This window comes from Micromonospora sp. NPDC047670 (genome assembly GCF_043204915.1).
In the GTDB taxonomy this organism is placed as follows: Bacteria; Actinomycetota; Actinomycetes; order Mycobacteriales; family Micromonosporaceae; genus Micromonospora.
Map to the genome: position 1 here is coordinate 1 of NZ_JBIDDA010000009.1, position 23,497 is coordinate 23,497.

General features: G+C 72.5%; 22 protein-coding genes. 12 read left to right on the forward strand and 10 right to left on the reverse strand.

Features of this window, described 5'->3' with window-relative positions:
• Positions 1-109 precede the first annotated feature (109 nt).
• Together ACGF7U_RS21505 and ACGF7U_RS21510 are read right to left on the reverse strand one after the other, a co-directional pair.
• Positions 110-442: a hypothetical protein gene (locus ACGF7U_RS21505; RefSeq protein WP_393109230.1), complete on the reverse strand. Its 333-nt coding sequence runs from the start codon at positions 440-442 to the stop codon at positions 110-112.
• A gap of 244 nt (positions 443-686) precedes the next feature.
• Positions 687-992, reverse strand: coding sequence for a 4a-hydroxytetrahydrobiopterin dehydratase (locus ACGF7U_RS21510; protein WP_393109232.1), 306 nt, complete (start codon positions 990-992; stop codon positions 687-689).
• Positions 993-1,175: 183 nt separating this feature from the next.
• Here ACGF7U_RS21510 and ACGF7U_RS21515 point away from each other — a divergent pair, with 183 nt between their 5' ends.
• Entirely contained in the window at positions 1,176-1,616 is a 441-nt protein-coding gene (locus tag ACGF7U_RS21515) for a (deoxy)nucleoside triphosphate pyrophosphohydrolase (RefSeq protein WP_393109234.1), read from the forward strand.
• A 76-nt stretch (positions 1,617-1,692) separates the two neighbouring features.
• Here ACGF7U_RS21515 and ACGF7U_RS21520 read toward each other — a convergent pair whose 3' ends face one another.
• The 6 genes from ACGF7U_RS21520 to ACGF7U_RS21545 form a co-directional block, all read right to left on the reverse strand.
• Positions 1,693-2,790, reverse strand: a complete 1,098-nt coding sequence (locus ACGF7U_RS21520; RefSeq protein ID WP_393109236.1) for a succinate dehydrogenase/fumarate reductase iron-sulfur subunit — start codon at positions 2,788-2,790, stop codon at positions 1,693-1,695.
• A 4-nt stretch (positions 2,791-2,794) separates the two neighbouring features.
• A complete protein-coding gene (locus tag ACGF7U_RS21525) occupies positions 2,795-4,744 on the reverse strand; it encodes a fumarate reductase/succinate dehydrogenase flavoprotein subunit (RefSeq protein WP_393109238.1) in 1,950 nt (649 codons plus the stop codon).
• A 13-nt stretch (positions 4,745-4,757) separates the two neighbouring features.
• Positions 4,758-5,564 carry a hypothetical protein gene (locus ACGF7U_RS21530; RefSeq protein ID WP_393109240.1) on the reverse strand — a complete coding sequence of 269 codons (807 nt, stop codon included), beginning with the start codon at positions 5,562-5,564 and terminating at the stop codon, positions 4,758-4,760.
• A 332-nt stretch (positions 5,565-5,896) separates the two neighbouring features.
• On the reverse strand, positions 5,897-7,333 hold the full coding sequence (locus ACGF7U_RS21535) for a TldD/PmbA family protein (protein WP_393109242.1): 1,437 nt from the start codon (positions 7,331-7,333) through the stop codon (positions 5,897-5,899).
• Positions 7,330-8,766, reverse strand: coding sequence for a TldD/PmbA family protein (locus ACGF7U_RS21540; RefSeq protein WP_393109244.1), 1,437 nt, complete (start codon positions 8,764-8,766; stop codon positions 7,330-7,332). The genes ACGF7U_RS21535 and ACGF7U_RS21540 overlap by 4 nt, the downstream gene beginning before the upstream one ends.
• A 33-nt stretch (positions 8,767-8,799) precedes the next feature.
• Entirely contained in the window at positions 8,800-9,348 is a 549-nt protein-coding gene (locus tag ACGF7U_RS21545; protein ID WP_393109246.1) for a Uma2 family endonuclease, read from the reverse strand.
• A gap of 275 nt (positions 9,349-9,623) precedes the next feature.
• Here ACGF7U_RS21545 and ACGF7U_RS21550 point away from each other — a divergent pair, with 275 nt between their 5' ends.
• The 5 genes from ACGF7U_RS21550 to ACGF7U_RS21570 all read left to right on the forward strand — a co-directional run bounded on the left by ACGF7U_RS21550 (position 9,624) and on the right by ACGF7U_RS21570 (position 15,684).
• The gene (locus ACGF7U_RS21550; protein WP_393109622.1) at positions 9,624-10,679 is read left to right on the forward strand and encodes an ABC transporter ATP-binding protein; all 1,056 of its coding nucleotides are present in this window, start codon (positions 9,624-9,626) and stop codon (positions 10,677-10,679) included.
• Entirely contained in the window at positions 10,676-11,785 is a 1,110-nt protein-coding gene (locus ACGF7U_RS21555) for an ABC transporter ATP-binding protein (RefSeq protein WP_393109248.1), read from the forward strand. The genes ACGF7U_RS21550 and ACGF7U_RS21555 overlap by 4 nt, the downstream gene beginning before the upstream one ends.
• A complete protein-coding gene (locus tag ACGF7U_RS21560) occupies positions 11,782-12,789 on the forward strand; it encodes an ABC transporter permease (RefSeq protein ID WP_393109250.1) in 1,008 nt (335 codons plus the stop codon). Before ACGF7U_RS21555 ends, ACGF7U_RS21560 begins: the two co-directional genes overlap by 4 nt.
• Positions 12,790-12,798: 9 nt before the next feature.
• Positions 12,799-13,785: an ABC transporter permease gene (locus tag ACGF7U_RS21565; RefSeq protein WP_393109252.1), complete on the forward strand. Its 987-nt coding sequence runs from the start codon at positions 12,799-12,801 to the stop codon at positions 13,783-13,785.
• A gap of 156 nt (positions 13,786-13,941) precedes the next feature.
• Positions 13,942-15,684: an ABC transporter substrate-binding protein gene (locus ACGF7U_RS21570; protein WP_393109254.1), complete on the forward strand. Its 1,743-nt coding sequence runs from the start codon at positions 13,942-13,944 to the stop codon at positions 15,682-15,684.
• Between the two features lie 76 nt (positions 15,685-15,760).
• On the opposite strand, the gene ACGF7U_RS21575 is transcribed toward ACGF7U_RS21570, so the two are convergent.
• Complete coding sequence (locus ACGF7U_RS21575) at positions 15,761-17,905, reverse strand: prolyl oligopeptidase family serine peptidase (protein WP_393109256.1); 2,145 nt, start codon at positions 17,903-17,905, stop codon at positions 15,761-15,763.
• Positions 17,906-17,991: 86 nt separating this feature from the next.
• On the opposite strand from ACGF7U_RS21575, the gene mshB reads away from it, so the two are divergent.
• From mshB to ACGF7U_RS21590, 3 genes are all read left to right on the forward strand, one after another.
• Entirely contained in the window at positions 17,992-18,918 is a 927-nt protein-coding gene (gene mshB / locus ACGF7U_RS21580; RefSeq protein ID WP_393109258.1) for an N-acetyl-1-D-myo-inositol-2-amino-2-deoxy-alpha-D-glucopyranoside deacetylase, read from the forward strand.
• A gap of 17 nt (positions 18,919-18,935) precedes the next feature.
• Entirely contained in the window at positions 18,936-19,373 is a 438-nt protein-coding gene (locus tag ACGF7U_RS21585; RefSeq protein WP_393109260.1) for a hypothetical protein, read from the forward strand.
• Between the two features lie 78 nt (positions 19,374-19,451).
• Positions 19,452-19,916: a hypothetical protein gene (locus ACGF7U_RS21590; RefSeq protein WP_393109262.1), complete on the forward strand. Its 465-nt coding sequence runs from the start codon at positions 19,452-19,454 to the stop codon at positions 19,914-19,916.
• Between the two features lie 28 nt (positions 19,917-19,944).
• Here the strand turns inward: ACGF7U_RS21590 and ACGF7U_RS21595 are convergent, their stop codons facing one another.
• Positions 19,945-20,904, reverse strand: a complete 960-nt coding sequence (locus ACGF7U_RS21595) for a GNAT family N-acetyltransferase (RefSeq protein WP_393109264.1) — start codon at positions 20,902-20,904, stop codon at positions 19,945-19,947.
• Positions 20,905-20,983: 79 nt separating this feature from the next.
• Here ACGF7U_RS21595 and fdxA point away from each other — a divergent pair, with 79 nt between their 5' ends.
• The 3 genes from fdxA to ACGF7U_RS21610 all read left to right on the forward strand — a co-directional run bounded on the left by fdxA (position 20,984) and on the right by ACGF7U_RS21610 (position 23,473).
• Positions 20,984-21,310, forward strand: coding sequence for a ferredoxin (fdxA, locus tag ACGF7U_RS21600; protein WP_089005361.1), 327 nt, complete (start codon positions 20,984-20,986; stop codon positions 21,308-21,310).
• Positions 21,307-22,416, forward strand: a complete 1,110-nt coding sequence (gene dapC / locus ACGF7U_RS21605) for a succinyldiaminopimelate transaminase (RefSeq protein ID WP_393109624.1) — start codon at positions 21,307-21,309, stop codon at positions 22,414-22,416. The genes fdxA and dapC overlap by 4 nt, the downstream gene beginning before the upstream one ends.
• Positions 22,417-22,561: 145 nt before the next feature.
• Positions 22,562-23,473, forward strand: a complete 912-nt coding sequence (locus tag ACGF7U_RS21610; RefSeq protein ID WP_393109266.1) for a DUF4034 domain-containing protein — start codon at positions 22,562-22,564, stop codon at positions 23,471-23,473.
• The last annotated feature ends 24 nt before the right edge of the window (positions 23,474-23,497 follow it).

Sequence of the window (23,497 nt, forward strand, 5' to 3'; positions counted from 1 at the left end):
CCCCCGGATCATCCGTACGACAGGGGCAGTAAGTCATACCGGGCCGGGCGACCGAGGGTCCCCGGCTGGGGACGATCAAAAAGGTAACGGGGGGGGAGGTGGGACAGAATCAGCGGTTGGTCCGCGGGTCGTTGTCGCGGCTGCGGCTGCCGGACTTGGCCAGGCCCCGGCTGATCAGGTAACCGATGGTCAGCAGGGTGACGTACCACCAGGCCTTGTCGGCGGCGAAGTAGTCGCCGCCGTTGTTGGCGGCACCGTCGCCGACGGCGTTCGAGGCCATCAGCACGCCGATCACGGAGAGCAGGTAGACGGCCAGCTCCGTGGTCTTCCACGACGGCTTGGTCTCGTCGCCGTGCCGGTGTGCGTGCCGGACGTCGTGGTCGACGTGGTGGTCGGCGTGGTCGAGGTGGTCGGTGCCGCGGTTCAGGGTCGGCGCGCTCATGTCAGCTCCAAAATGTGCGTTATCAGAGGTTCAGTCCGAAGCGGGCCTGTTGTCTGCTCCCGCACCGAATCGATACCCACGCACACTTTCAGCAAAACATCAGGATTCTCAGGTTCTTCCCAGGCCGGCCGTCGACCGGGGTGCCGACGTGGCCCCACACGTCGAAAGAACCTGACGCACGCCGGTCGCGGGGGAGTCCCGGCCAACCCGGCGCCGGCGGCGTGGCCCGGCCGCGCCAAGGGCCTCAGGGCTGGGTGACCGCGCGGTACGCGTCCTCGATGCGCGCCGCCAGCAGGACCTCGCGCTCGGTCAGCGGGGCGTTGCCATGCCCGACCCTGATGTGTGTGTGGTCGGCGCGGCGACTGATCTCGGGGCGCAGGTGCAGCGCGTCGGCGACGACCTTCACCCGCTCGGTGAGGGCCGCGTGCTGCGTGTCGTCGAGCGCGAGGGTCCGTCGGATCTGCTCACCCTCCCGGGTCCAACCGGTCAGCAGGGTGAGGGCGTCGCTGAGGTAGTCGTGCTTCGCCCGGCCGTTGAACAGCACGCGCATCACCGCACCTCCCAGGCGCCGTTGCCGGCTTGTGGCCAAATCGTCGCCGTCCCGTGTCTTGTCGGTGCCCTCTAGTCTGTCGTCGCACGGTGGGTGTGTCCACGCCCACACTTCCGAGTTCTCCTGCCCTGACGGTCGGGCACGCTACCCAAACCGCCGATTGATCTGGCACGCTGGACGCCCGTGCGGACCGAACGGGCTAACGGTGGCGGGCAGGCCGAACGACGGGACCTGAGGGTGATCGTCGGGGCGGCGATCATCAGGAACGGCCGGGTGCTCGCCTGCGCCCGGGCCGCCCCGCCCGAGGTGGCGGGCATGTGGGAATTCCCCGGCGGCAAGGTGGAGCCGGGCGAGAGCGAGACCGCCGCGCTGGTCCGCGAGTGCGCGGAGGAACTCGCCGTACGCGTGGAGATCGGCGACCGGGTCGGCCGCAACGTCCGGATGGCGCACGGCCGCTCGGTGCTCAAGGTGTACGCGGCCCGCCTGCTGCACGGCGACCAGCCGCAGGCGCTGGAGCACTCGGCGCTGCGCTGGCTCTCCGCCGAGGAACTGGACAGCGTCACCTGGCTGCCCGCAGACGCCCCCATCGTGGCCGCCCTCCGCCCGATCCTCGCGCCCGGCTGAGTCGAAGCGGACAACCGGGCGGAAACGGGACGGGGGCCGGCGGCATCAGCCGCGGCCCCCGTCATCGTCCGTGCTCTCAGTGCTTGTCCTGCTCCGGGTGGGCGAAGTTCAGGTGCTCCGGGGGCAGCGGGAAGGTCACGTCCTCGCCGAACGGCGACGGCGCCGCCGCCCGGTCGAAGGTGAGCTCCGTCAGCGGCAGCTTGCCGTGGTCGTCGACGGCCGGCGCGGTCGGCCTCGGCACCTCGCGGTGCCAGTTGACGCCGCGCTGCGCCTGCACCTCGGCCTGCGGGTCGTGCGAGCCGCCCGCGTGCGAGTGCACGCCCCCGTGGGCCGCGCTGCCGTGCACCGCACCGCTGGCGTGCCCGCTGGTCACGATGGTCTGAGGCACCTGACCCCTCCGGAAGATCTTGCTACCAAGCCACACAAGGGGATCGTACCTGCGGTCGACGACCCGCTCCTTCATGGGGATGATCCCGTTGTCCGTGATCTTGATGTGCTCGGGGCAGACCTCGGTGCAGCACTTGGTGATGTTGCAGAACCCGAGGCCCTGCTCGGCCTGCGCGTACTCCTTGCGGTCCGTCTTCGCGTCCAGCGGGTGCATGTCCAGCTCGGCGGCCCGGATGAAGTAGCGCGGCCCGGAGAACGCCTGCTTGTTCTCCTCGTGGTCGCGGATCACGTGGCAGACGTTCTGGCACAGGAAGCACTCGATGCACTTGCGGAACTCCTGCGAGCGCTCCACGTCGACCTGCTGCATCCGGTACTCGCCCGGGGCCAGGTCGGCCGGGGGCGCGAACGCCGGGGTCTCCCGGGCCTTCTCGTAGTTGAACGAGACGTCGGTGACCAGGTCCCGGATGACCGGGAAGGTGCGCAGCGGGGTGACCGTGACCGTCTCGTCCTCCGTGAAGGTGGACATCCGGGTCATGCAGCTCAGCCGCGGCTTGCCGTTGATCTCCATCGAGCAGGAGCCGCACTTGCCGGCCTTGCAGTTCCACCGGCAGGCCAGGTCGGGGGCGTCGGTGGCCTGGAGTCGGTGGATGACGTCGAGGACCACCTCGCCCTCGTTCACCTCGACCATGTAGTCCTGCAGGTCGCCGCCGTTCTCGTCGCCGCGCCAGATGCGGAACTGGCGCTTCGCGCCCGGCTTGCCGGGGGCCGGGGAGTCCTGGTTTCCCATTGCGTCAGCGCTCCTTCTCGGTCTCGGCGTCCGCGACGAGGGCGTCGAACTCGGCGAGCTCCTCGTCCGTGAGGTACTTGGCCAGCTCCGCGCGGTCGAAGAGGCCGATCAGCTCGGCGCGCATCTTCGGCAGCGGCTTGCGATCCAGCCGCACGGTGTCGCCGTCCAGGGAGCAGACCAGGTTGACCCGGCGCCACTTCGGGTCCATCGCCGGGTAGTCCTCCCGGGTGTGGCCGCCGCGCGACTCCTGCCGCTCCAGCGCCGCCTTCGCGGTGCACTCCGAGACGACCAGCATGTTGCGCAGGTCCAGCGCCAGGTGCCAGCCCGGGTTGTAGCGGCGGCCGCCGGCCGCGCTCACCTTGGCGACCCGCTCGCGCAGCTCCGCCAGGCGGCGCAGCGCGTCGACCAGCTCGCCCTCGCGCCGGATGATGCCGACCAGGTCCCCCATCACCGCCTGGAGGTCCTGCTGGAGGGTGTACGGGCTCTCGCCGGTGTCCCGCTGCAACGGCGCCAGCGCCGTCTCCACCGCGGCCTCCACCGCGGCGACGTGCACCTTCGGGCGGGCCGGCAGGCTCTCGGCGTACGTGGCGGCGTGGCCGCCCGCGCGCTTGCCGAAGACCAGCAGGTCGGACAGGGAGTTGCCGCCGAGCCGGTTGGAGCCGTGCATGCCGCCGGAGACCTCACCGGCGGCGAAGAGCCCGCGTACGTGGCCGAAGGCGGCGCCCGAGTCCGGGTCGACCTCGACGCCACCCATCACGTAGTGGCAGGTCGGCCCGACCTCCATCGGTTCCTTGGTGATGTCGACGTCGGCCAGCTCCTTGAACTGGTGGTACATGGACGGCAGCCGGCGACGGATCTCCTCGGCCGGCAGCCGGGAGGCGATGTCCAGGTAGACGCCGCCGGCGGGGGTGCCCCGGCCGGCCTTGACCTCGCTGTTGATCGCCCGGGCCACCTCGTCGCGGGGCAGCAGCTCCGGCGGGCGCCGGTTGTTGTCCGGGTCCTTGTACCAGCGGTCGGCCTCGGCCTCGTTGTCCGCGTACTGCTTGCGGAAGACGTCGGGGACGTAGTCGAACATGAACCGCTTGCCCTCGGAGTTCTTCAGCACGCCGCCGTCGCCGCGGACCGACTCCGTGACCAGGATGCCCTTCACCGAGGGCGGCCAGACCATACCGGTCGGGTGGAACTGGAGGAACTCCATGTTGATCAGCGTCGCGCCGGCGCGCAGGGCCAGCGCGTGCCCGTCACCGGTGTACTCCCACGAGTTCGAGGTGACCTTGTAGGAGCGGCCGACGCCGCCGGTCGCCAGCACCACGGCGGGCGCCTCGAAGAGGACGAACTCGCCGGACTCGCGGTAGTAGCCGAACGCGCCGGCGACCCGGTCCCCGTCGAGCAGCAGCTCGGTGATGGTGGTCTCCGCGAAGACCTTGATCCGGGCGTCGTACGAGCCGTGGTCGCGCTTGTCCTCCTGCTGGAGGGAGACGATCTTCTGCTGGAGGGTGCGGATCAGCTCCAGGCCGGTCCGGTCGCCGACGTGCGCCAGGCGCGGGTACTCGTGGCCGCCGAAGTTGCGCTGCGAGATCTTCCCGTCCTTGGTGCGGTCGAAGAGCGCGCCGTACGTCTCCAGCTCCCAGATCCGCTGCGGCGACTCCTTCGCGTGCAGCTCGGCCATCCGGAAGTTGTTCAGGAACTTCCCGCCGCGCATGGTGTCGCGGAAGTGCACCTGCCAGTTGTCGCGGCTGTTCACGTTGCCCATCGCGGCGGCGGCGCCGCCCTCGGCCATCACCGTGTGCGCCTTGCCGAAGAGCGACTTCGAGATGATCGCGGTCTTCTTGCCGGCGAGCCGGGCCTCGATCGCCGCGCGCAGGCCGGCGCCGCCGGCCCCGATCACGACGACGTCGTAGTGGTGCCGTTCGATTCGCGTGGCGGAGCTCTTCTGGTGTTGAGGATTCGTCATGTCAGGGGGCCCTCTAGTTGATGAACCGCAGGTCGTTGAACCAGCCGGCCGCGACCGCCATGACGTAGAAGTCCGTCAGGGCCAGGGTGCCGAGGGTGATCCAGGCGAGCTGCATGTGCCGGACGTTCAGCCAGGACACGCCGGTCCAGGCCCGGTAGCGCAGCGGGTGCTTCGAGAAGTGCTTGAGCCGCCCGCCGATGATGTGCCGGCAGGAGTGGCAGGAGATCGTGTACGCCCACAGCATCACCACGTTGCCGATCAGGATGATGTTGCCCAGCCCGAACCCGAAGCCCTTCGGCGAGTGGAAGGCCAGGATCGCGTCCCAGGTGTTGATCAGCGAGATGATCGCGGCGGCGTAGAAGAAGTAGCGGTGCAGGTTCTGGCCCAGCAGCGGGAACCGGGTCTCGCCGCTGTAGGACTGGTGCCCGTCCGGCACCGCGCAGGCGGGCGGCGACAGCCAGAACGACCGGTAGTACGCCTTGCGGTAGTAGTAGCAGGTGAGCCGGAACAGCAGCAGGAACGGCAGCGTCAGCGCGGCGTCCGGGATGATCCACCAGCCGGGCAGGAACCGTCCGAAGTGCGCGGCGCCCTCGACGCACCGGTCGGTCACGCAGGGGGAGTAGAACGGGGTCAGGTAGTGGAAGTCCTCGACCCAGTACCACTTGTGCATGAAGACCCGGACCGTCGCGTACGCGACCCAGGCGCCAAGCCCGATCACGGTGATCAGCGGGGCGAGCCACCAGCGGTCGGTACGCAACGTCTTCGCCGCGATGGCGGCGCGTGCCCGCGCTCCCCGCGGCCTCGTTGCCGTTGATGTCATTCGAGTCGTCTCCCTGACAGGACCCTCACGGGCGGATCAAGTTCCGGTCGGCACGCGGACCGGCGAACCCGCACCCGCTTGCCACGTCATGCGCACACCAACGACCGCGCCGGCGATCCGGCGCAGCTAAGTGACACACGTTACGCCGATCTTCGCGGGCCGTCCGCGCAAGGCAGTGTCCCGTGTGTCCCGGCCGGTGGAAAGCCCCGGACGATGATCGATGTCCGGATGTTAAGAACCTCACCGGACGCCTGTCCGGCGGACCGGGGCGGCTCACCCGGAAGCGTCGCCGGCCCGCCCCGTCCCGGTGGCGGGCGCCGCCGGGACGCCTGTCAGCCGGAGGCGCCGCCCGTGAAGTTCCAGGACGCCAACCGCAGCGGCGGCGCCTCCCACCAGACGCCGTCCGTCCGGTCCGGCTGGCGCGCGGCCCGGCGGCCCAGTCCGAGCACCGCGCCCGGGCCCAGGGCCCGGGGATAGGACTCGGTGAAGCGCAGGTCGCGGACCGCCCGGGTCACCACGCCGTCCTCGACCAGCCAGACCCCGTTGCGGGTCAGGCCCGTGACGACCAGGCTCTTCGGATCGAGCACGCGGGTGTACCAGAGGTCGCTGACCAGCAGCCCCCGCCGCACCCGCGCCACCAGCTCGGCGGTGTCCCCGTCGACCACCGCGCCCGGCACACCGTCGCCCGCGCCCGCCGCGCCCGACCCGCCGCCCGCCGTCGCTGCCGGGGCCCCGCCGGTGGCGCCGACGCCCGCCGCCGGGGCGGCGGAGAGGCGGAGGTTGCGGGGCATCGGACCCCACGTCGCGGCGCCCGCCAGCGCGTGCCCGGTCGAGGTCGCGCCGGCCTCGGCGGCGGTACGCCGGTCGTGCGCCACCGCCCGGGTGGTGCCCGCCTCGACCAGGGTCACCGCCCGCCGGGGCGTGCCCTCCGCGTCGAACGGCAGCCCGGAGCCGCCGAGCGGGTCGTCGACCAGCGTGACCGCCGGGTCGAACTGGGCCGCACCCGGCTCGGCGAAGGACTGCCGCTCGGCGTACCGCTTGCCGTTGAAGCCGAACCAGGAGAGATTCTGGAGCAGGTCGGCGACCGCGGCCGGCTCCAGCACCACCTCGTAGCGGCCGGGCGGCAACTCGACCGGGTCGGCGGCGGCGCGCGCCTTGGCCGCGGCCCGAACGCCGAGCGCGGCGCCGTCCAGATCGGCCAGCCGGTCGGCGCAGAACCGGGCCACCCCGTCGGAGCCCCCCGTGCGGGCGATGCCGTCCATCGCCACCTCGGCGGAGCGCCCCCGCGCCGAGTGGCCGGCCGAGTTGGCGAACGCCGACGAGCGGTGCGCCGTGCGGCAGTAGCCGGCCGCCTCCAGCCCGCCGACCGCCGCCACGAACGCGCGGACCCGCTCGGCACGGTCGTCCGGCTCGGCGTACGCGGTGGCCTCGTCCAGGGCCGCGGCGGTCGCCGTGGGCGCCGGCGCGGTGAGGCCCGGCCAGGCCGGGTCGGGCGGGCAGAGCCGCGCCGCGGCGAGGGTGCGCTCGACCAGCGCGCGCAGCCCGTCGGCGGTGACCACGCTGCCGCTGCCGGCGGCCGTGCGCCCACCGAGGTGCAGCCGCAGCCGGACCTCGACGCCGGACTCGGCCACGTTCTGGTGGATGAAGGAGTTGGCGAACCGGGTCAGCGCCAGGTCGGCCCGGGTGACCACCGCCTCGGCCTGCGCGTCGGGCCCGCCGAGCCGGCGGACCAGCTCCACCACCCGGCCGGCGATCTCCAGCTCACTCATGCGCGAACTCCTACCCGGACGTCACGGAAGCGGGCCGGCGCCGCCGGGTGGCCGGTGTGCCCGACCTGGCCGGGCTGGCCCTTGCCGCAGTTCGGGGTGCCCCAGGCGACGGTCTCCGAGGAGAGCATGTCCATCGAGCGCCAGAAGAGCGGCCCGATGCCCGTGTAGGTGGGGTTGCGCAGCATCCGCCCGCGCCGACCCTTCTTCACCTCCCAGCCGATCTCGCAGCCGAACTGGAAGTTGAGCCGCTTGTCGTCGATGGACCAGGAGCGGTTGACGTCCATGAGCACCCCGTCGTCGGTGGCGGCGACGATCTCCTCCAGGGTGTGCGGGCCGGGCTCCAGGCCCACGTTGGTCATCCGCACCATCGGCAGCCGGGCCCAGCCGTCGGCGCGTACGCTCCCGCCGTAGCCGAGGCCGGCGACGGCGGCCGAGTCCCGGCCGGCGAGCACGCCCACCCAACGCCCCTCGCGCACCGCGTCCCGCTTCACCGCCGGGGAGCCCTCGTCGTCGAAGCCGAAGCTGCCCAGCGCGCCCGGGATGGTCGGATCGATGGTGACGTTCATCAGCTCGGAGCCGTAGCGCAGCGAGCCGAGCTGGGCCAGGTCCAACCAGGAGGTGCCGGCGAAGGCGGCCTCCCAGCCGAGGATCCGGTCCAGCTCGATGGCGTGCCCGACCGACTCGTGGATCTGCAGGGCGAGCTGCTCGCCGCCGAGGATCAGGTCGGTCTCGCCGGCCGGGCAGGGCGGCGCGGTCAGCAACGCCCGGGACTCCTCGGCGATCCGCGCCGCGTGCGCGGCCAGGTCGAGCGAGGTGACCAGCTCCCAGCCGGTGGTGCCGTACTGGCCGCGGTAGCTGGGGTAGGAGCGGCGCTGGGTCTCGCCGTCGCCGATGGAGGTGGCGGAGATGCCGCCGCCGCACTCGCGGATCCGCTGGTCGATCCGGTGCCCCTCGCTGGAGACGAACCACTTGGCGGTGTCCCAGACCTGGTAGAGGCCCTCGGCCACGTCGGCGCCGTGCTCCGCCATCGTCCGCGTAACCCCGACCAGCAGGTCGCCCTTGTCGGTCAGCGGCACCCCGAGCGGGTCCACCGCGCAGGGGGACGCCCAGCTCGCGGTGACCGGCTCGGCCGGCACCAGGTCGATCGGCGGCCCCGGAACCCGCGCGCTCGCGCCGGCGATCCGCGCCGCGCGCCGGCCGGCCTCGCGGGCGGCGGCGTCCGACAGCTCCGGTACGGCGTGGAAGCCCCAGCTCGACCCGACCAGCGCGCGGACGCCCAGCCCGATGCTCTCGTCCTGCGTCAGCTCCTCGACGTCGCCGTTGCGGGCCGACATGGACTCGTAGCGGCGGTGCATCACCCGGGCGTCGGCGTACCGGGCGCCCGCGTCGAGCGCCGCCTGCACCGCTGCGGCCGCCGCGTCGAACTCGCTCATGCGCCCGACCCTAGGCGAGCGCACCGACATCCGTCAGGCGAGCAGCGCCTCCGGCCGGATGGCGGCCCGCACCGGCTCGGTCAGCTCCAGGGCCTCGCCGGCCTTGGTCACCGACCGCTCGACGTAGTGGGCGCCCTGCCGCTGGTAGAGGTGCGTGGTCAGCGTCTCCTGCTCCACCAGGAGATACCACTCGATGCCCGCCGCCGCGTAGTAGTGCATCTTGAGCACCTTGTCGGTGGCCGCGTTGCCCGGCGCGATGATCTCGCAGACCAGCTTCACGTCGGCCGCGTCGATCCAGGGGTCGTCGAGGTCGATCGGACCCGTGATCACGAGGTCGGGAATCGGGATGCGACCCGGCCGGAGCCGGACGTTCACCGCCTCCAGCAGCTCCAGCCCGAGGGCTTCGGCGCCAGGTTCGAGGAGGTTGCCCAGCTTGCGTGAGATGCGCTGGTGGCGGGGGGTGGGGGCTGGGGTCACGTGGAGGCTCCCGTCGAAGAGTTCGACGCGTTGCTGCGTCTCGCCGAGGGCGAGGTACTCCTCTTCGCTCCACGGGCCGTCGTGGCCGAACACCGCCGCAGTCATGGTCACCTCCACCTCGTGCCGGCGGGAATCCTCCCCGGACTGCCGCGCCCATCGTCGCACCCGGCGTGCGGATCGAGGCGTCAACGCCCGTGGATGCCGAGGTGGGGGGTGTTCACGCCCGTTGCAGAGTCGTTACGCTGTGGCCCGCTGACAGCCCCCGGCTATGTAGCTTATTTTCACCCTCAGTGAATTCCTGTAGGTTCTCTTCGTCACTGAGGGAGGCGGTCGTGGGCAGTCCGGAGTCGGCGCCGTCCGGGAGACCGGGCCGCCCCAGCGTGCCGGAGCAGCGCTCCGGCCAGGACCCGTACCTGCGGGTGAGCGACCTGCGGGTGCGCTTCGACACCGAGGACGGCGTGGTGCGCGCGGTCGACGGGGTGTCGTTCGCGGTCGAGCGCGGGCGCACGCTCGGCATCGTCGGCGAGTCCGGCTCGGGCAAGAGCGTCACCTCGCTGGCCATCCTCGGCCTGCACAACGCCAAGCGGACCACCATCACCGGGGAGATCTCCGTCGGCGGGCGCCAACTGGTCGGCCTGCCGGAGGAGGAGGTGCGCCGGCTGCGCGGCCGCGACATGGCGATGATCTTCCAGGACCCGCTGTCCGCGCTGCACCCGTACTTCACGGTGGGCCGGCAGATCGCCGAGGCGTACCGGGTGCACCACCCGAAGGCCGGCAAGCGCGAGGCCCGCCAGCGCGCGGTGGACATGCTGGGCCGGGTCGGCATCCCGCAGCCCGCCCGCCGCTTCGACCAGTACCCGCACGAGTTCTCCGGCGGCATGCGGCAGCGGGCGATGATCGCCATGGCGCTGGTCAACGACCCGGACCTGCTGATCGCCGACGAGCCGACCACCGCCCTCGACGTGACCGTGCAGGCGCAGATCCTCGACCTGCTGGCCGACCTCCAGGCCGAGTTCCACTCCGCGATCATCATGATCACCCACGACCTTGGCGTGGTCAGCCAGGTCGCCGACGAGGTGCTGGTCATGTACGGCGGCCGGGCCGTCGAGCACGGCGGCGTGGAGCAGGTGCTCCGCCGGCCGCAGCATCCGTACACCTGGGGCCTGCTCTCCAGCGTGCCCTCCCTGCACGGCGACGCCGACGCGGACCTGGTGCCGATCAAGGGCAATCCGCCCAGCCTGATCAACCTGCCGTCCGGCTGCGCCTTCCACCCCCGCTGCCGGTACGCCGACCGCAACGGCGACCGCTCGCGCACCGAGGTCCCGGAGCTGCGCCCGACGGGCGCGCCCGGCCACCTGGTGGCCTGCCACCTCTCCGCCGACGACCGGACCCGGCTCTACGCCGAGGACATCGCCCACGTGGGAGTCGCCCGATGAGTGTGGACACGGTGGAGCCGCTGCTGCGGGTGCGCGGGCTGAGCAAGCACTTCCCGGTGCGCAGCGGGCTGCGGAGCACCGGCCTGGTGCGGGCCGTGGACGGGCTGGACTTCGACGTGCGCCCGGGCGAGACGCTCGGCCTGGTGGGGGAGTCCGGCTGCGGCAAGACGACCACCGGCCGGATGCTGGTCCGCCTGCTGGAGCCGACCGCGGGAAGCATCGAGTTCGAGGGGCGGGACATCACCCACGCCGGGCGCCGGGAACTGCGCCCGCTGCGGCAGGACCTCCAGATCATCTTCCAGGACCCGTACGCCTCGCTGAACCCCCGGCACACCGTCGGCCGGATCATCGCGATGCCGCTGCAGGTCAACGGGATCGACCCGCCCGGCGGGATCAAGGCGCGGGTGCAGGAGCTGCTGGAGCTGGTCGGGCTGAACCCGGAGCACTACAACCGGTACCCGCACGAGTTCTCCGGCGGCCAGCGCCAGCGCATCGGAATCGCGCGCGCCCTGGCGCTGCGGCCGAAGCTGATCGTCGCCGACGAGCCGGTCTCCGCCCTGGACGTGTCGATCCAGGCGCAGGTGGTCAACCTGCTCCGCGACCTGCAACGCGACCTGGGTCTCGCGTTCGTCTTCATCGCGCACGACCTGGCCGTGGTGCGGCACTTCTGCCAGCGCGTCGCCGTCATGTACCTCGGCAAGATCGTCGAGATCGGCGACCGGGACGACATCTACGAGCGCCCGCAGCACCCGTACACCAGGGCGCTGCTCTCGGCGATCCCGGACGTCACCAAGCTCGGCCCGGCCGGCCGGATCCGGCTGGCCGGCGACGTGCCCACCCCGCTCAACCCGCCCTCGGGCTGCCGCTTCCGCACCCGCTGCTGGAAGGCCCAGGACATCTGCGCCACCGAGGAGCCGGCGCTGGCGCCCCGCGACGGCGGCAACCAGGCCGCGGCCTGCCACTTCCCGGAGCGCGGGCCCGTCGAGGCGGCCCCGGGCGGGCCGGCCGTCGCCGCCGCCGAGCCGGCAGGCCGGAGCGCCGAGGCCGAAGCGGCGGAGACGGGCGCGGCGGACACGGACGCGGGCGTCGAGGAGGTGTCGAGATGAGCATGTCCCCGGTGGAGGGCGTGGCGCTGGCCGAGATCGAGTCGGGCGGCGACGCCGACGCGCCGAAGGAGAAGGGCTTCGTCGGCCGCTCACCCGGCCAACTCGCCTGGATCAGGCTGCGCCGCGACCGCACGGCGATGGTCAGCGGGGTGATGCTGGTCTTCTTCGTGCTGGTGGCGCTCGCCGCGCCGCTGATCGAGATGCTCTACGGGATCAGCCCGCGCGACCAGTTCCAGGGCAAACTGGACGGCTTCGGCATGCCGCTCGGCTACGCCGGCGGCGTGTCGGGGGAGCACTTCTTCGGGCTGGAGCCCAACCTCGGCCGGGACATCTTCATCCGGCTGGTCTACGGCCTGCGTACCTCACTGCTCATCGCCTTCGCGGCGGCGGTCATCACGGCGGCGCTCGGCATCGCGCTCGGCGCCCTGGCCGGCTACCTGGGCGGCTGGCTCGACGCGGTGATCAACTGGATCACCGACCTGACGCTGGCGATGCCGTTCCTGGTCATCGCGCTCGCGCTGACGCCGACCCTGACGCTGCGCTTCTACGGCGAGCGGGACGCGGTCGACCCGGCCTTCGGGGTCGGGGTGCTGATCGCCGTCTTCGCGATCTTCGGCTGGACCAGCACGGCCCGGCTGGTGCGCGGCCAGGTGATCGCGCTGCGCGAGCGGGAGTTCGTGGAGGCCGCCAAGGCCAGCGGCGCCGGGCTGGGGCACATGCTCTTCCGGCAACTGCTGCCGAACATCTGGGCGCCGATCCTGGTGTCGTTCTCGCTCGCGGTGCCGCAGTTCATCACCAGCGAGGCGGCGCTGTCCTTCATCGGCGTCGGCCTGACCGAGGAGACGCCGAGCTTCGGCCGGATGATCTACCAGAGCCTGGACTACCTCCAGACCGACCCGGCGTTCGTGTTCTTCCCCGGCGTCACGATCTTCGCGCTCGTGTTCGCGTTCAACCTCTTCGGCGACGCGCTGCGCGACGCGCTCGACCCGAAGTCGTCCCGGTAGGGGTGTCCGATGGCGCGCTTCCTGATCAAGCGGATCTTCTCCGCGGTGCTCACCCTCTTCGCGGTGAGCGTGCTGACCTTCCTGATGTTCTTCGCGCTGCCCCGCGACCCGGTCAGCGGCATGTGCCCGAAGAACTGCAACCCCGAGCGCCTGGAGCGGGTCCGCGAGGAACTGGGCCTGCGCGACCCGCTGATCACCCAGTACGCCGGCTACATGAAGGGCATCTTCACCGGCCGCGACCTGGGCAGCGCCCAGGGCGGCCGGTGCGACGCGCCCTGCCTGGGCTGGTCGTACGTCAACAACGAGGCGGTGCTGGACACCATCACGCGGGTGCTCCCGGTGACGCTGAGCATCGTGATCCCCGCGGCGATCCTCTGGCTGCTGCTCGGGGTCGGCCTCGGCATGCTCTCGGCGCTGCGCCGGGGCACCTGGCTGGACCGCGCCGCGATCGGCTTCTCGCTGACCGGCGCCTCGCTCCAGCTCTACTTCGTCGGCGCGGTGCTGCTGATGGTCTTCGTCTACAACCTGCGCCTGCTGCCGGTGCCGAGCTACACGTCGATCTTCGACGATCCGGTGAAGTGGGCGAGCGGGCTGGTGCTCTCCTGGGTCGCGCTGGCCTTCCTCTTCTCCGCGATCTACGCCCGGCTGTCGCGGGCGCAGATGCTGGAGACGCTCTCGGAGGACTTCGTCCGCACCGCGCGGGCGAAGGGCCTGGCGAAACCGAAGGTGTACGGGCGGCACGCGCTGCGCGCCGCGATCACCCCCGTGGTCACCATCGCCGGCCTGGACGTCGGGGCGGCGCTGGGCGGCACGGTGATCACCGAGACCACCTTCGGCATCCAGGGGCTGGGGCGGACCGCGGTGGAGGCGGTACGCGCCGGCGACCTGCCCACCATCATGGCGACCGTGCTCATCTCGGCGGTCTTCGTGGTGCTCGCCAACGTGCTGGTCGACCTGCTCTACGCCGCCATCGACCCCCGCGTGCGGCTGGGCTGAGCGCCCGCCCCGGCGGCGACGCCGGGCCGGGTGTCCGCCGGTCGGACGACGGTGAAATTTATCGACAACTGTTACACAACTCGTAGGTTTTCTTCTTTACGATCCTCGGGACGTCGGCGTTCACGCCCGGCGGCACCTGGGTGGAGGAGGTAGGAGATGCGACCACGCGTGGCGGCCGCCGCAGGCGGCGCGATCGCACTGGTTGTGGCATTGGGTGCGTGCTCGGAGAACACGGGCGAGGGCACCACGGTGGACACCAACCGGCAGCAGACCGGGGTCATCGCGAGCGACCCGAAGGACTCGATGGGTCCGGCGGCCGAGGTGCCGGGCGCCCAGAAGGGCGGCACGCTCACCATCATCCGGGAGACCCCCATCTCCCACCTGGACCCGCAGCGGACGTACTCGTTCGCCGGCCTGATGGCCTCGCCGCTGTTCTCCCGTTACCTGACCACGTGGAAGGACGACGGCAAGGGCGGCCTGGTCCTCGTCGGCGACCTGGCCGAGACGCCGGGCACCAACGTCAACAACGACTGCAAGGTCTGGGAGTTCAAGCTCAAGGACGGGATCAAGTTCGAGGACGGCCGGCCGATCACCTCCAAGGAGGTCGCCTACGGCATCGCCCGCTCGTTCGACCCGGACCTGTCGGGCGGCCCGACCTACATCCAGGAGTGGCTGGCCGACAGCCCGCAGTTCGACACCAAGTGGGACTTCAAGAAGAACAAGACCTCGCTGCCCCCGGGCCTGACCACCCCGGACGCGAAGACCCTGCGCTTCGAGTTCGCCAAGCCGCGCTGTGACCTGCCGTTCGCGGCCTCGCTGCCGACCACCGCGCCGCTGCCGGCGGACAAGGACACCGGCGTCAACCTGGACAACGCGCCGTTCTCGTCCGGCCCCTACAAGGTCGCCAAGAACCAGGTGGGCGTGCAGCTCACCCTGGACCGCAACCCGAACTGGGACCCGAAGACCGACCCGGTGCGGCACCAGTACCCGGACCAGTTCGTCTGGAGCTTCGGCCCGACCGCCGACGCCGCCAACAACCGGGTGATCGCCGACAACGGCGCGGACCAGAGCGCCGTCGCCTGGAACTTCGTGCCCGCCTCGCTGGTCGCCAAGGTCGCCAACGACCCGGCGCTCAAGCAGCGGAGCATCCTCTCCCCGACGCCGAGCGCCAACCAGCTCGTCATCAACAACCAGCGGGTCAAGGACCTCAAGGTCCGCCAGGCGCTGAACTACGCCATCGACCGCGAGGGCCTGATCAAGGCGGTCGGCGGCCAGACCGTCGCCTCGCCGCTGACCACGCTGATGCCGCCGTCGACGATCGGCTTCAAGGCGTACGACGCCTACCCGGCCGGCGCCAACGGCAACGTCGACAAGGCCAAGGAGCTGCTCGGCGGCCAGACGCCGGCGCTGGTCCTCGGCGTCGCCGACAGCACGACCGAGCAGCAGATCGCGACCCAGCTCAAGGGCAACCTGGAGCGGGCCGGCTTCAAGATCACCGTCCGGAACATCCCGGACGACTCGAAGCTCGACGAGGTCAAGAAGAAGGACAACCCCTGGGACCTCTACATCGGTAACTGGGCGGCGGACTGGCCGAGCGGCGCCTCGATCCTGCCGGTGCTCTACGACGGCCGCACCATCAAGGCCGAGGGCAACAGCAACAGCGCGTACTTCAACGACCCGGCGATCAACGCCGAGTTCGACCGGATCCTGGCCCTCCCGCCGGCCGACCAGGGCCCGGAGTGGGCCAAGCTCGACGAGCGGATCATGAAGGAGCACGCCCCGGTCGTGCCGCTCTACGTCGACGTGGCCTACCTCGTGCACGGCTCCAAGGTCGGTGGGGTCTACGTCTCCAGCGTCTTCGGCTACCCGGCCTTCGTGAACGCGTACGTGAAGCAGTAACCCCCAGGCACCAACCGCACGGACGGGCCCCGGTCGACAGCGTCGTCGGCCGGGGCCTCCATACGTCCACCCGGCCTCAGAGCAGGTGTTGTCGGACGAAGTCCAGCTCCAGTTTGAGCAGGCGCTCCGCCGTACCGCCGGCGGCCATGTGGGTGGCGCCGGTCAGCGGGAGCACCGAGTGGGGGCGGCCGGTCGCCAGCAGCGCCGCCGACAGGCGCAGCGTGTGCGCGGCCACCACGTTGTCGTCGACCAGGCCGTGCACCAGCAGCAGCGGCCGGGCCGCCGCCGGATCGCGCACCGGCTCGCCGGCCAGCTCCACCAGCGAGTGGTGCGCGTAGATGTCCGTGCCGTCGTCCGGCAGGCCCAGGTAGCGCTCGGTGTACGCCGTGTCGTACAGCGCCCAGTCGGTGACCGGCGCGCCGACGATGCCGCACCGGAACAGCTCCGGGTGGCGCAGCACCGCCAGCCCGGCCAGCCAGCCGCCGAACGACCAGCCGCGCACGGCGACCCGGCCGAGGTCGAGGTCGGGGTGCTTGCCGGCCAGCGCGGTGAGCGCGTCCACCTGGTCGAGCAGCACGACGTCGGCGACCCGCCGGTGGATCGCCTTCTCGAACGACGGGGCCACCCCCGGCGTGCCGCGGTTGTCGATGGTGACCACCGCGAAGCCGGCGTCGGCCCACCACTGCCGCTCCAGCCAGGCCGAGCGGGCGGCCAGCACCTCCTGGTGCCCCGGCCCGCCGTAGACGTCCAGCAGCACCGGCAGCCGCCGCCCCGTGACGTAGTTGTCCGGATAGAGCACCGCCGTCGGCAGCCGCCGGTCGGTGACCCGCTCCAGCAGCGGCAACGGCGAGTACGGCGGGGTGGCGGCGAACGAGCGCAGCACGGCCACCTCGCGCTCGCCCTGCCACACCGTCCAGCGGGTGCCCGGATGGTCGAGCGAGGCGCTCCCCACCACCAGCACGTCGCCGCCCACCGCGGCGGTGTGCCAGCCCGGGTCCGTGGTGACCCGGCGCGCGTCGACGCCGCCGCCGATGGTGGTGCGGACCCGGAACAGGTGCCGCTCGCTCGGCTCCCCGTCGCTCGCCTCCACGAGCAGGTCGGCCGGGCCGGTGCCGCCGGGCAGCCGCCCCACCACCCGCCGCACGTACAGCGACGGCGGGGTGAGCAGGGTCCCGTCGGCGAAGAGGCAGCGGGCGTCGTACCCGTCGTGGGCCAGCTCGCCACCGACCAGCACCCGGCCGTCCGGCAGGTGCGCGGGGGTGCCGGGGATCGGCTCCACCCAGCGCGGGTCGGCCAGCTCGGCGTGCACCTGCGTCTCGCCGGTGCGCGGGTCGACGGCGAGCACCAGGCCGTGCTGCTGGGAACGACGCAGCACGGTGATCAGCGGCCCGCCGTCGGCCCAGTGCACCGCGGTCAGGTACGGGTAGGTCTCCCGGTCCCAGTGCACGTCGACCCAGCCGTCGTCGAGGTCGAGCAGGTGCAGGCTGACCTCCGCGTTCGGGCCGCCCGCCCGGGGGTACGCGACCGTCGTCGGCGGGCTCGCCGGGTCGGCCGGGTCGTGCAGGTGCCACCGGTCCAGCCGGGACTCGTCCACCCGGGCGGCCAGCACCGAGCGCCCGTCCGGCGCCCACCAGTAGCCGCGGAACCGGTCGAACTCCTCGGCCGCGATGTGCTCGGCCAGCCCCCACGTCACCCCGGAGTCCTCGCCGGCCAGCAGGGTGTCGGTGCCGTCGTCCTCGACCACCCGCAGCTGGCCCCGGCGGACCCCCTCGGCGGCGTCGGTCACGTACGCCAGGCGCTGCCCGGTCGGGTCGGGTCGCGGGTCGAGCGCGGGCCCGACGGTGGCCACCTCGACCACGTCGCCGTGCACCAGGTCGGCCCGGAACAGCCGGCCGGCCAGCGCGAAGACCGCCACCCGGCCGGCGCCGTCCAGCGCGTACGAGCCGATCCCGGAGGCGCTCAGCCGCAGCCGCTCGCGCAGCGCGCGCTCGCCGGGGCTCAGCGCGTCGACGTCGGCGTCCGCCCCGAGCAGCGCCGCCGGGTCGGCGACCAGCCGTTCCTCGCCGGTGGCCACGTCGAGGAGCCAGAGCGCGTCGGCCGGGTCCTCCGGGCCGGCGGAGCGCAGGAAGACCACCCGGGAGCCGTCGTCGGCCACGGAGACCGCACGCGGCGCTCCGCGGCTGAACCGGCGGGTGCGGGCGGCCAGCTCCGGAAAGTCCACACGCCAGATCGTAGAGCGGCGCCGGGGGTGATGTGGCCGACCTGCGTGGACGCGTCAGGGCCGGCGGGGGAGAACCGCCGGTTAGAGTGACCACCGTGACGACGCTGCCCGACCGCCGCCTCCTGCTGGTCCACGCGCACCCCGACGACGAGTCCATCGGCACCGGCTCGACGATGGCGCACTACGCCGCCACCGGCGCCCACGTCACCCTGGTGACCTGCACCCTCGGCGAGGAGGGCGAGATCCACGTGCCGGCGCTGGCCCAGCTCGCCGCCGCCGAGGCCGACCAGCTCGGTGGCTGGCGCATCGCCGAGCTGAACGCCGCCTGCGCGGCGCTCGGCGTCACCGACCACCGCTTCCTCGGCGGGGCCGGCCGCTACCGCGACTCCGGCATGATGGGGCTCGCCACCAACGAGCACCCCCGGGCCTTCTGGCAGGCCGACCTCGACGAGGCCGCCGGGCACCTGGTGGAGATCATGCGGGAGGTGCGCCCGCAGGTCATGATCACGTACGACGACAACGGCTTCTACGGGCACCCCGACCACATCCAGGCGCACCGGGTGGCGATGCGCGCGTACGAGCTGGCCGCCGCCGAGGGCTTCGCCCCGGCGAAGGTCTACTGGACGGCGATGCCGCTCAGCGTGCTGGAGGCCGGGCTGACCCACTTCGCCGAGTCGTCGGACAATCCCTTCGCCGGCATCGGGGACGTCTCCGAGCTGCCCTTCGGCACCCCGGACGCGCAGATCGCGGCCCGGATAGACGCCACCGACCAGCACGCGGCCAAGGAGGCGGCGATGCGGGCGCACGCCACCCAGATCCCCGACACCTCCTGGCTCTACTCGATCGCCGGCAACTTCGGCAGCGAGTTCATGGGCGTGGAGTACTACACCCTCGCGGTGGGCGAGAAGGGCCCGGGCAGCGGGCCGTACGGCTGGGAGGACGACCTCTTCGCCGGGCTCGACGTCGCCGACGGCCCGGACCGGTCCCCGGTCGGGGCGGCCGGCCTCCGGTGACGCTGCCCGCCGCGCCGATGTCGGTCGTCCCCGAGGAGAGCGCCCCGCCGCCGCCCGCACGGCACCGGCCGCTGCTCGACCTCGCCCTGCGGGTGGCCGGCGGACTGGTCGCCGTCCTCGGCGGGGTGCTCACCGCGGTGCTGGAGCTGCTGCTCGCCACGCTCCGGGTCGGCGGGCAGCTGATCGGCGTCTCGGTGCTCCTCGCCGTCGCGGCGAACGTCGCGCTGAGCTGGTTCGCCCACGAGGCCGTCGGCCGCCGCTGGGCGGTGGCGCTGCCCGCGCTGCCCTGGTTCGTCCTGATGGCGGTCGCGGCGGTCCGCACCGCCGAGGGGGACCTGCTCGTCGCCGGCGACAACTGGGTCGGCCTGGCGATGATCGTGGCCGGCGCGATGACCTTCGCCGTGATGGGCTTCCGGCAGATCCTGGCGCCACCGCCGGCCCGTCCGGGGGACTGACGACACCCAGGTTGCGGTGGTAGATATTCCTGCCAGGAAGCCCGCCGCGGAGGCGGGCGGTACGGCGGGAGGCGTGCGATGAGGGAGCGGTGGCGCGCGATCGGGGTGCTCGCGGTCGCGCTGTTCGCGGTCAACGTGGTCGCCCGGCTGGTCACCCGGTTCGGCTTCGACGGTGACGACACCGCCGCCGACCGGGTGTCGCTCGGGATGTTCGTGGTGATCGGGCTGGTGCTGGCCGCGGTCGCCTTCGTCTGGGGCAGGCGTCGGCCGGTCGCCGCCTGGGGGGCCGACATGGCCGCCGCGGTCGGCATCGCGCTGCTGCTGACGGTGCTGGTCGGCCCGCTGCTGGTCGGGGAGAACCCGTTCGGCGGGGGCGCCGGCACGTTCTTCGCCCAGATCTGGCTCTACCTCGCGGCGACCGGCATCGGCGTGCTGCTCGGCTACCTGCTGCTCACGGCGCTCGGCCTCGACCACCGCTCGCAGTCCCTCAAGCGGTACGCCGAGCTGAGGGCCACGAAGCCACGCAGGATCGTCCGCCGCTGAGCGGTGCCGGCGGCCCCGGCGCAGGGCGTCACCGCGGGGCGGTGCGGGTCAGGTAGGTGTGGTGCGTGGTGAAGCCGAGGGTGCGGTAGAGGGCCACGGCCGCCGTGTTGCGCTGCTCGACCTGGAGGAAGGCGCGCGACGCGCCGGCCGTGGCGCCCCAGTCGGCGAGCGCGCGGACGACCCGGCCGGCCAGGCCCTGCCGCCTCGCCTCGGGCCGCACCTCGATCAGGCTCAGCCCGAGCCAGCGCCCCTGCCCGGTGACCGTGCCCCGGCCGATGGCGAGAAGCGTGCCGCCGGCGTACACGTGGGCGAAGCGGACCTGTCCCACGGCGGTGAGCACGTGCCGGGCGGCGTCGGGCAGGCCGCCCTTGCGGCCGGCGGCGATGGCGAGCCAGTCGTCCGACGGCGCGGCGGCCAGCTCGACCGGCGGTGAGTCGGCGGGCGCCGGCGCGGCCGGCGGCAGCGCCGCCAGCGGCACGGTCTGCACCAGCACCGGCGGGCGGCTGCCCCAGCCGCGCGCGTCGAGTTCGGCGCCGACCGGGGCGGCCAGCGGCAGCGGGGTGTTGACCATCGCCGGTTGACCGAGGTCGGCGTACCAACGCTCCACCGCGTCGAGCGCGGCGGGCAGCGGCCGGTCCGGGTCGCCCACCGGCAGCGCCGAGTTGGCCCGGCCGGACCAGCCGTCGGCGGCGCGCAGCAGCCAGTCGCCCAGCCGTCCCCGCACGGCGGCCGGCCACGCCTCGTCGGAGGCCAGCTCCAACTCGATGACGGCCGCGGCGGTGGGCCGGCGGGTCGGCGGCACCCGCTTGGCCCGGTGCACCTCGGTGACCGGGACCCGGAGCCGGCCCTGCGCGGTGGCGAGAGTGAGATGGGTCTCGCTCAGCTCGACCAGCTCGCCCAGGGCGTCCGAGAAGAGGGGCCGGCCTTCGCGAATCCCCACAATCCGGCGAACCACGATCCGGTGTCCCACATCCTGCTGTCGGAGCACGATCGACCCCCTCCCCGGCGAGATACTAGGCTCTTAGCGTCGCGGGTGATCGCGGCGTGTCTTGCGGAGGAGAAGACCGGTGACCTACATCATCGCCGAGCCGTGCGTGGATGTGCTCGACAAGGCATGCATCGAGGAGTGCCCGGTCGACTGCATTTACGAGGGCAACCGGATGCTCTACATCCACCCCGACGAGTGCGTCGACTGCGGTGCCTGTGAGCCTGTCTGCCCCGTCGAGGCGATCTTCTACGAGGACGACGTCCCGGAGCAGTGGAAGGACTACACCGGCGCCAACTACGAGTTCTTCGAGGACCTGGGCTCGCCCGGTGGCGCCTCGAAGATCGGCAAGGTGGAGAAGGACGCGTCCTTCGTCGCCGCGCAGCCGCCGCGCGGAGAGGGCCACTGAACCGCCCCGCGCCGGTCTCGTCGCGGCTGCCCGAGTTCACCTGGGACACCCTGGACGCCGCGGCCGCGCTGGCCGCGGCGCATCCCGAGGGCCTGATCAACCTCTCCATGGGCACGCCGGTCGACCCGGTGCCCGAGGTGATCCGGCGGGCGCTGGCCGACGCGTCGGACGCCCCGGGTTACCCGCTGACCGCCGGCACCCCGGCGTTGCGCGAGGCGATCGCCGCCTGGGTCGCGCGGGCCTGCGGGGCGGGTGCCGACGCTCTCGGCGTGCTGCCGACGATCGGCTCCAAGGAGCTCGTCGCCTGGCTGCCCACCCTGCTCGGGGTGGGCCCGGGTGACGTCGTCGTGGTGCCGTCGATCGCCTACCCGACCTACGAGGACGGGGCCCGGCTCGCCGGCGCCACGGTCGTGCGCGCCGACTCGCTCACCGCGGTCGGCCCGACCCCCCGGGTGCGCCTGGTCTGGGTCAACTCGCCGGGCAACCCCACCGGGCGGGTGCTGCCGGCGGCCCACCTGCGCAAGGTCGTCGACTGGGCCCGGGAGCGCGGCGCGGTGGTCGCCAGCGACGAGTGCTACCTGCCGCTGGGCTGGTCCGCCGAGCCGGTCTCGGTGCTCTCGCCCGAGGTGTGTGGCGGGTCGTACGACGGTGTGCTGGCGGTGCACTCGCTCTCCAAGCGGTCCAACCTGGCCGGCTACCGTGCCGGGTTCGTGGCCGGCGATCCGGCGCTCGTGGCGGAGCTGCTCAAGGTCCGCAAGCACGCCGGGATGATCGTGCCCGCGCCGGTGCAGGCCGCGATGGTGGCCGCGCTGCGCGACGAGCGGCACGCCGACGAGCAGCGGGAGCGCTACCGGGCCCGGCGGGAGATCCTGCACGCCGCGTTCACCGGCGCCGGCTTCACCGTCGAGCACTCCGAGGCGGGTCTCTACCTCTGGCTGACCCGCGACGAGGACTGCTGGGCGACGGTCGACTGGCTGGCCCGCCGCGGCATCCTGGTCGCCGCGGGAGCCTTCTACGGTCCTGCCGGCCGCCAGCACGTCCGGGTGGCGCTGACCGAGTCCGACGAGCACGTGGCGGCGGTCGCCGGCCGACTCGCCCAGCCCTGATCACTTGGCGGCCGGTCAGAGGTTGACCGGCCGCACCTCGGTCACTTCTCGCCGGCCTGCGGCAGCAGGGAGAGGAAGCATCGACATGTGGCCCTTTCGGCGGAGGACAGGGCGGAGCGGGCCAGCGCTGCCGGTGGACACAGCGATGGGCGACCCCGCCGCCCAGGCGTTGTGTGAGGCACTACGACGGCGGGACTGGCGGGCGGCACGGGACGTTCTGACGCCGGTCACCGACCCCGACCATCACGCCTTCTGCCTCTGGGCCGCAAGCCGGGTACCGGGTGTGCAGGACTGGATCGGCGAGTGGTCGGACGCGGAACCCCGATCCACCATCCCTCTGCTGGTGCGCGGGGCACACGCGGTCAACTGGGCGTGGGAGGCGCGTGGCGCCGCCTGGGCGTCGCGAACGAGAGAGGAGCAGTTCCGCGAGTTCCACCGGCGGCTGGCGCTGGCCGAGGAGTGCCTCGACGCGGTCGTCGCGCGTGAACCGGAGGACACGACCGCACGCTCCTTCCTGATCACCGCCGCGCGAGGGCTCCAGGTCGACCGGACGGAGGCGGAGCGGCGTTTCCACGAGGTGGTGGCGCGGCATCCCTGGCACCGACTGGCACATGTCCAGATGCTCCAGTACCGCTGTGCGAAGTGGTTCGGCAGCCACGAGGAGATGTTCGACTTCGCCCGCGCCGTAGCGGCGGAGGCACCGCCCGGGACGGGACTGGCGCACCTCGTGTCGATGGCGCATCTGGAGATCTGGCTGAAGCTGCCGGACGGTGAAGACGATCAGTACCTGCAACAGTCCGAGGTGCTCGCCGAACTGCACTCGGCCGCGGATCGTTCGGTGCGCCACGCGGAACACGGGCGGTACCCGGGCTGGGCCGCGCCGCACAACAACTTTGCGATGTGCTTCGCGCTGGGCGGTGAGTACGCGGCGGCGGCAGAGCAGTTTCGGCGGATCGGCGACGTGGTGACCGAACTGCCTTGGGCGTACCTCGACCGTGACGACCCGGGCACCCCGTTCGCGCAATGGCGGGAGAAGGTGACCAGCGGCTGGGGCTGACCAGGGCCGGGCGATATCCTCGGC

Excerpts from the sequence above, each read along its gene's own strand:
- ACGF7U_RS21525 (WP_393109238.1), bottom strand. The coding sequence starts at position 4,744 with ATGACGAATCCTCAACACCAGAAGAGCTCCGCCACGCGAATCGAACGG.
- ACGF7U_RS21520 (WP_393109236.1), bottom strand. The coding sequence starts at position 2,790 with ATGGGAAACCAGGACTCCCCGGCCCCCGGCAAGCCGGGCGCGAAGCGC.
- ACGF7U_RS21530 (WP_393109240.1), bottom strand. The coding sequence starts at position 5,564 with ATGACATCAACGGCAACGAGGCCGCGGGGAGCGCGGGCACGCGCCGCC.
- ACGF7U_RS21540 (WP_393109244.1), bottom strand. The coding sequence starts at position 8,766 with ATGAGCGAGTTCGACGCGGCGGCCGCAGCGGTGCAGGCGGCGCTCGAC.
- ACGF7U_RS21545 (WP_393109246.1), bottom strand. The coding sequence starts at position 9,348 with ATGACTGCGGCGGTGTTCGGCCACGACGGCCCGTGGAGCGAAGAGGAG.
- ACGF7U_RS21570 (WP_393109254.1), top strand. The coding sequence starts at position 13,942 with ATGCGACCACGCGTGGCGGCCGCCGCAGGCGGCGCGATCGCACTGGTT.
- ACGF7U_RS21610 (WP_393109266.1), top strand. The coding sequence starts at position 22,562 with ATGGGCGACCCCGCCGCCCAGGCGTTGTGTGAGGCACTACGACGGCGG.
- ACGF7U_RS21590 (WP_393109262.1), top strand. The coding sequence starts at position 19,452 with ATGAGGGAGCGGTGGCGCGCGATCGGGGTGCTCGCGGTCGCGCTGTTC.
- ACGF7U_RS21555 (WP_393109248.1), top strand. The coding sequence starts at position 10,676 with ATGAGTGTGGACACGGTGGAGCCGCTGCTGCGGGTGCGCGGGCTGAGC.
- ACGF7U_RS21565 (WP_393109252.1), top strand. The coding sequence starts at position 12,799 with ATGGCGCGCTTCCTGATCAAGCGGATCTTCTCCGCGGTGCTCACCCTC.
- ACGF7U_RS21585 (WP_393109260.1), top strand. The coding sequence starts at position 18,936 with ATGTCGGTCGTCCCCGAGGAGAGCGCCCCGCCGCCGCCCGCACGGCAC.
- ACGF7U_RS21510 (WP_393109232.1), bottom strand. The coding sequence starts at position 992 with ATGCGCGTGCTGTTCAACGGCCGGGCGAAGCACGACTACCTCAGCGAC.
- ACGF7U_RS21535 (WP_393109242.1), bottom strand. The coding sequence starts at position 7,333 with ATGAGTGAGCTGGAGATCGCCGGCCGGGTGGTGGAGCTGGTCCGCCGG.
- ACGF7U_RS21560 (WP_393109250.1), top strand. The coding sequence starts at position 11,782 with ATGAGCATGTCCCCGGTGGAGGGCGTGGCGCTGGCCGAGATCGAGTCG.
- ACGF7U_RS21505 (WP_393109230.1), bottom strand. The coding sequence starts at position 442 with ATGAGCGCGCCGACCCTGAACCGCGGCACCGACCACCTCGACCACGCC.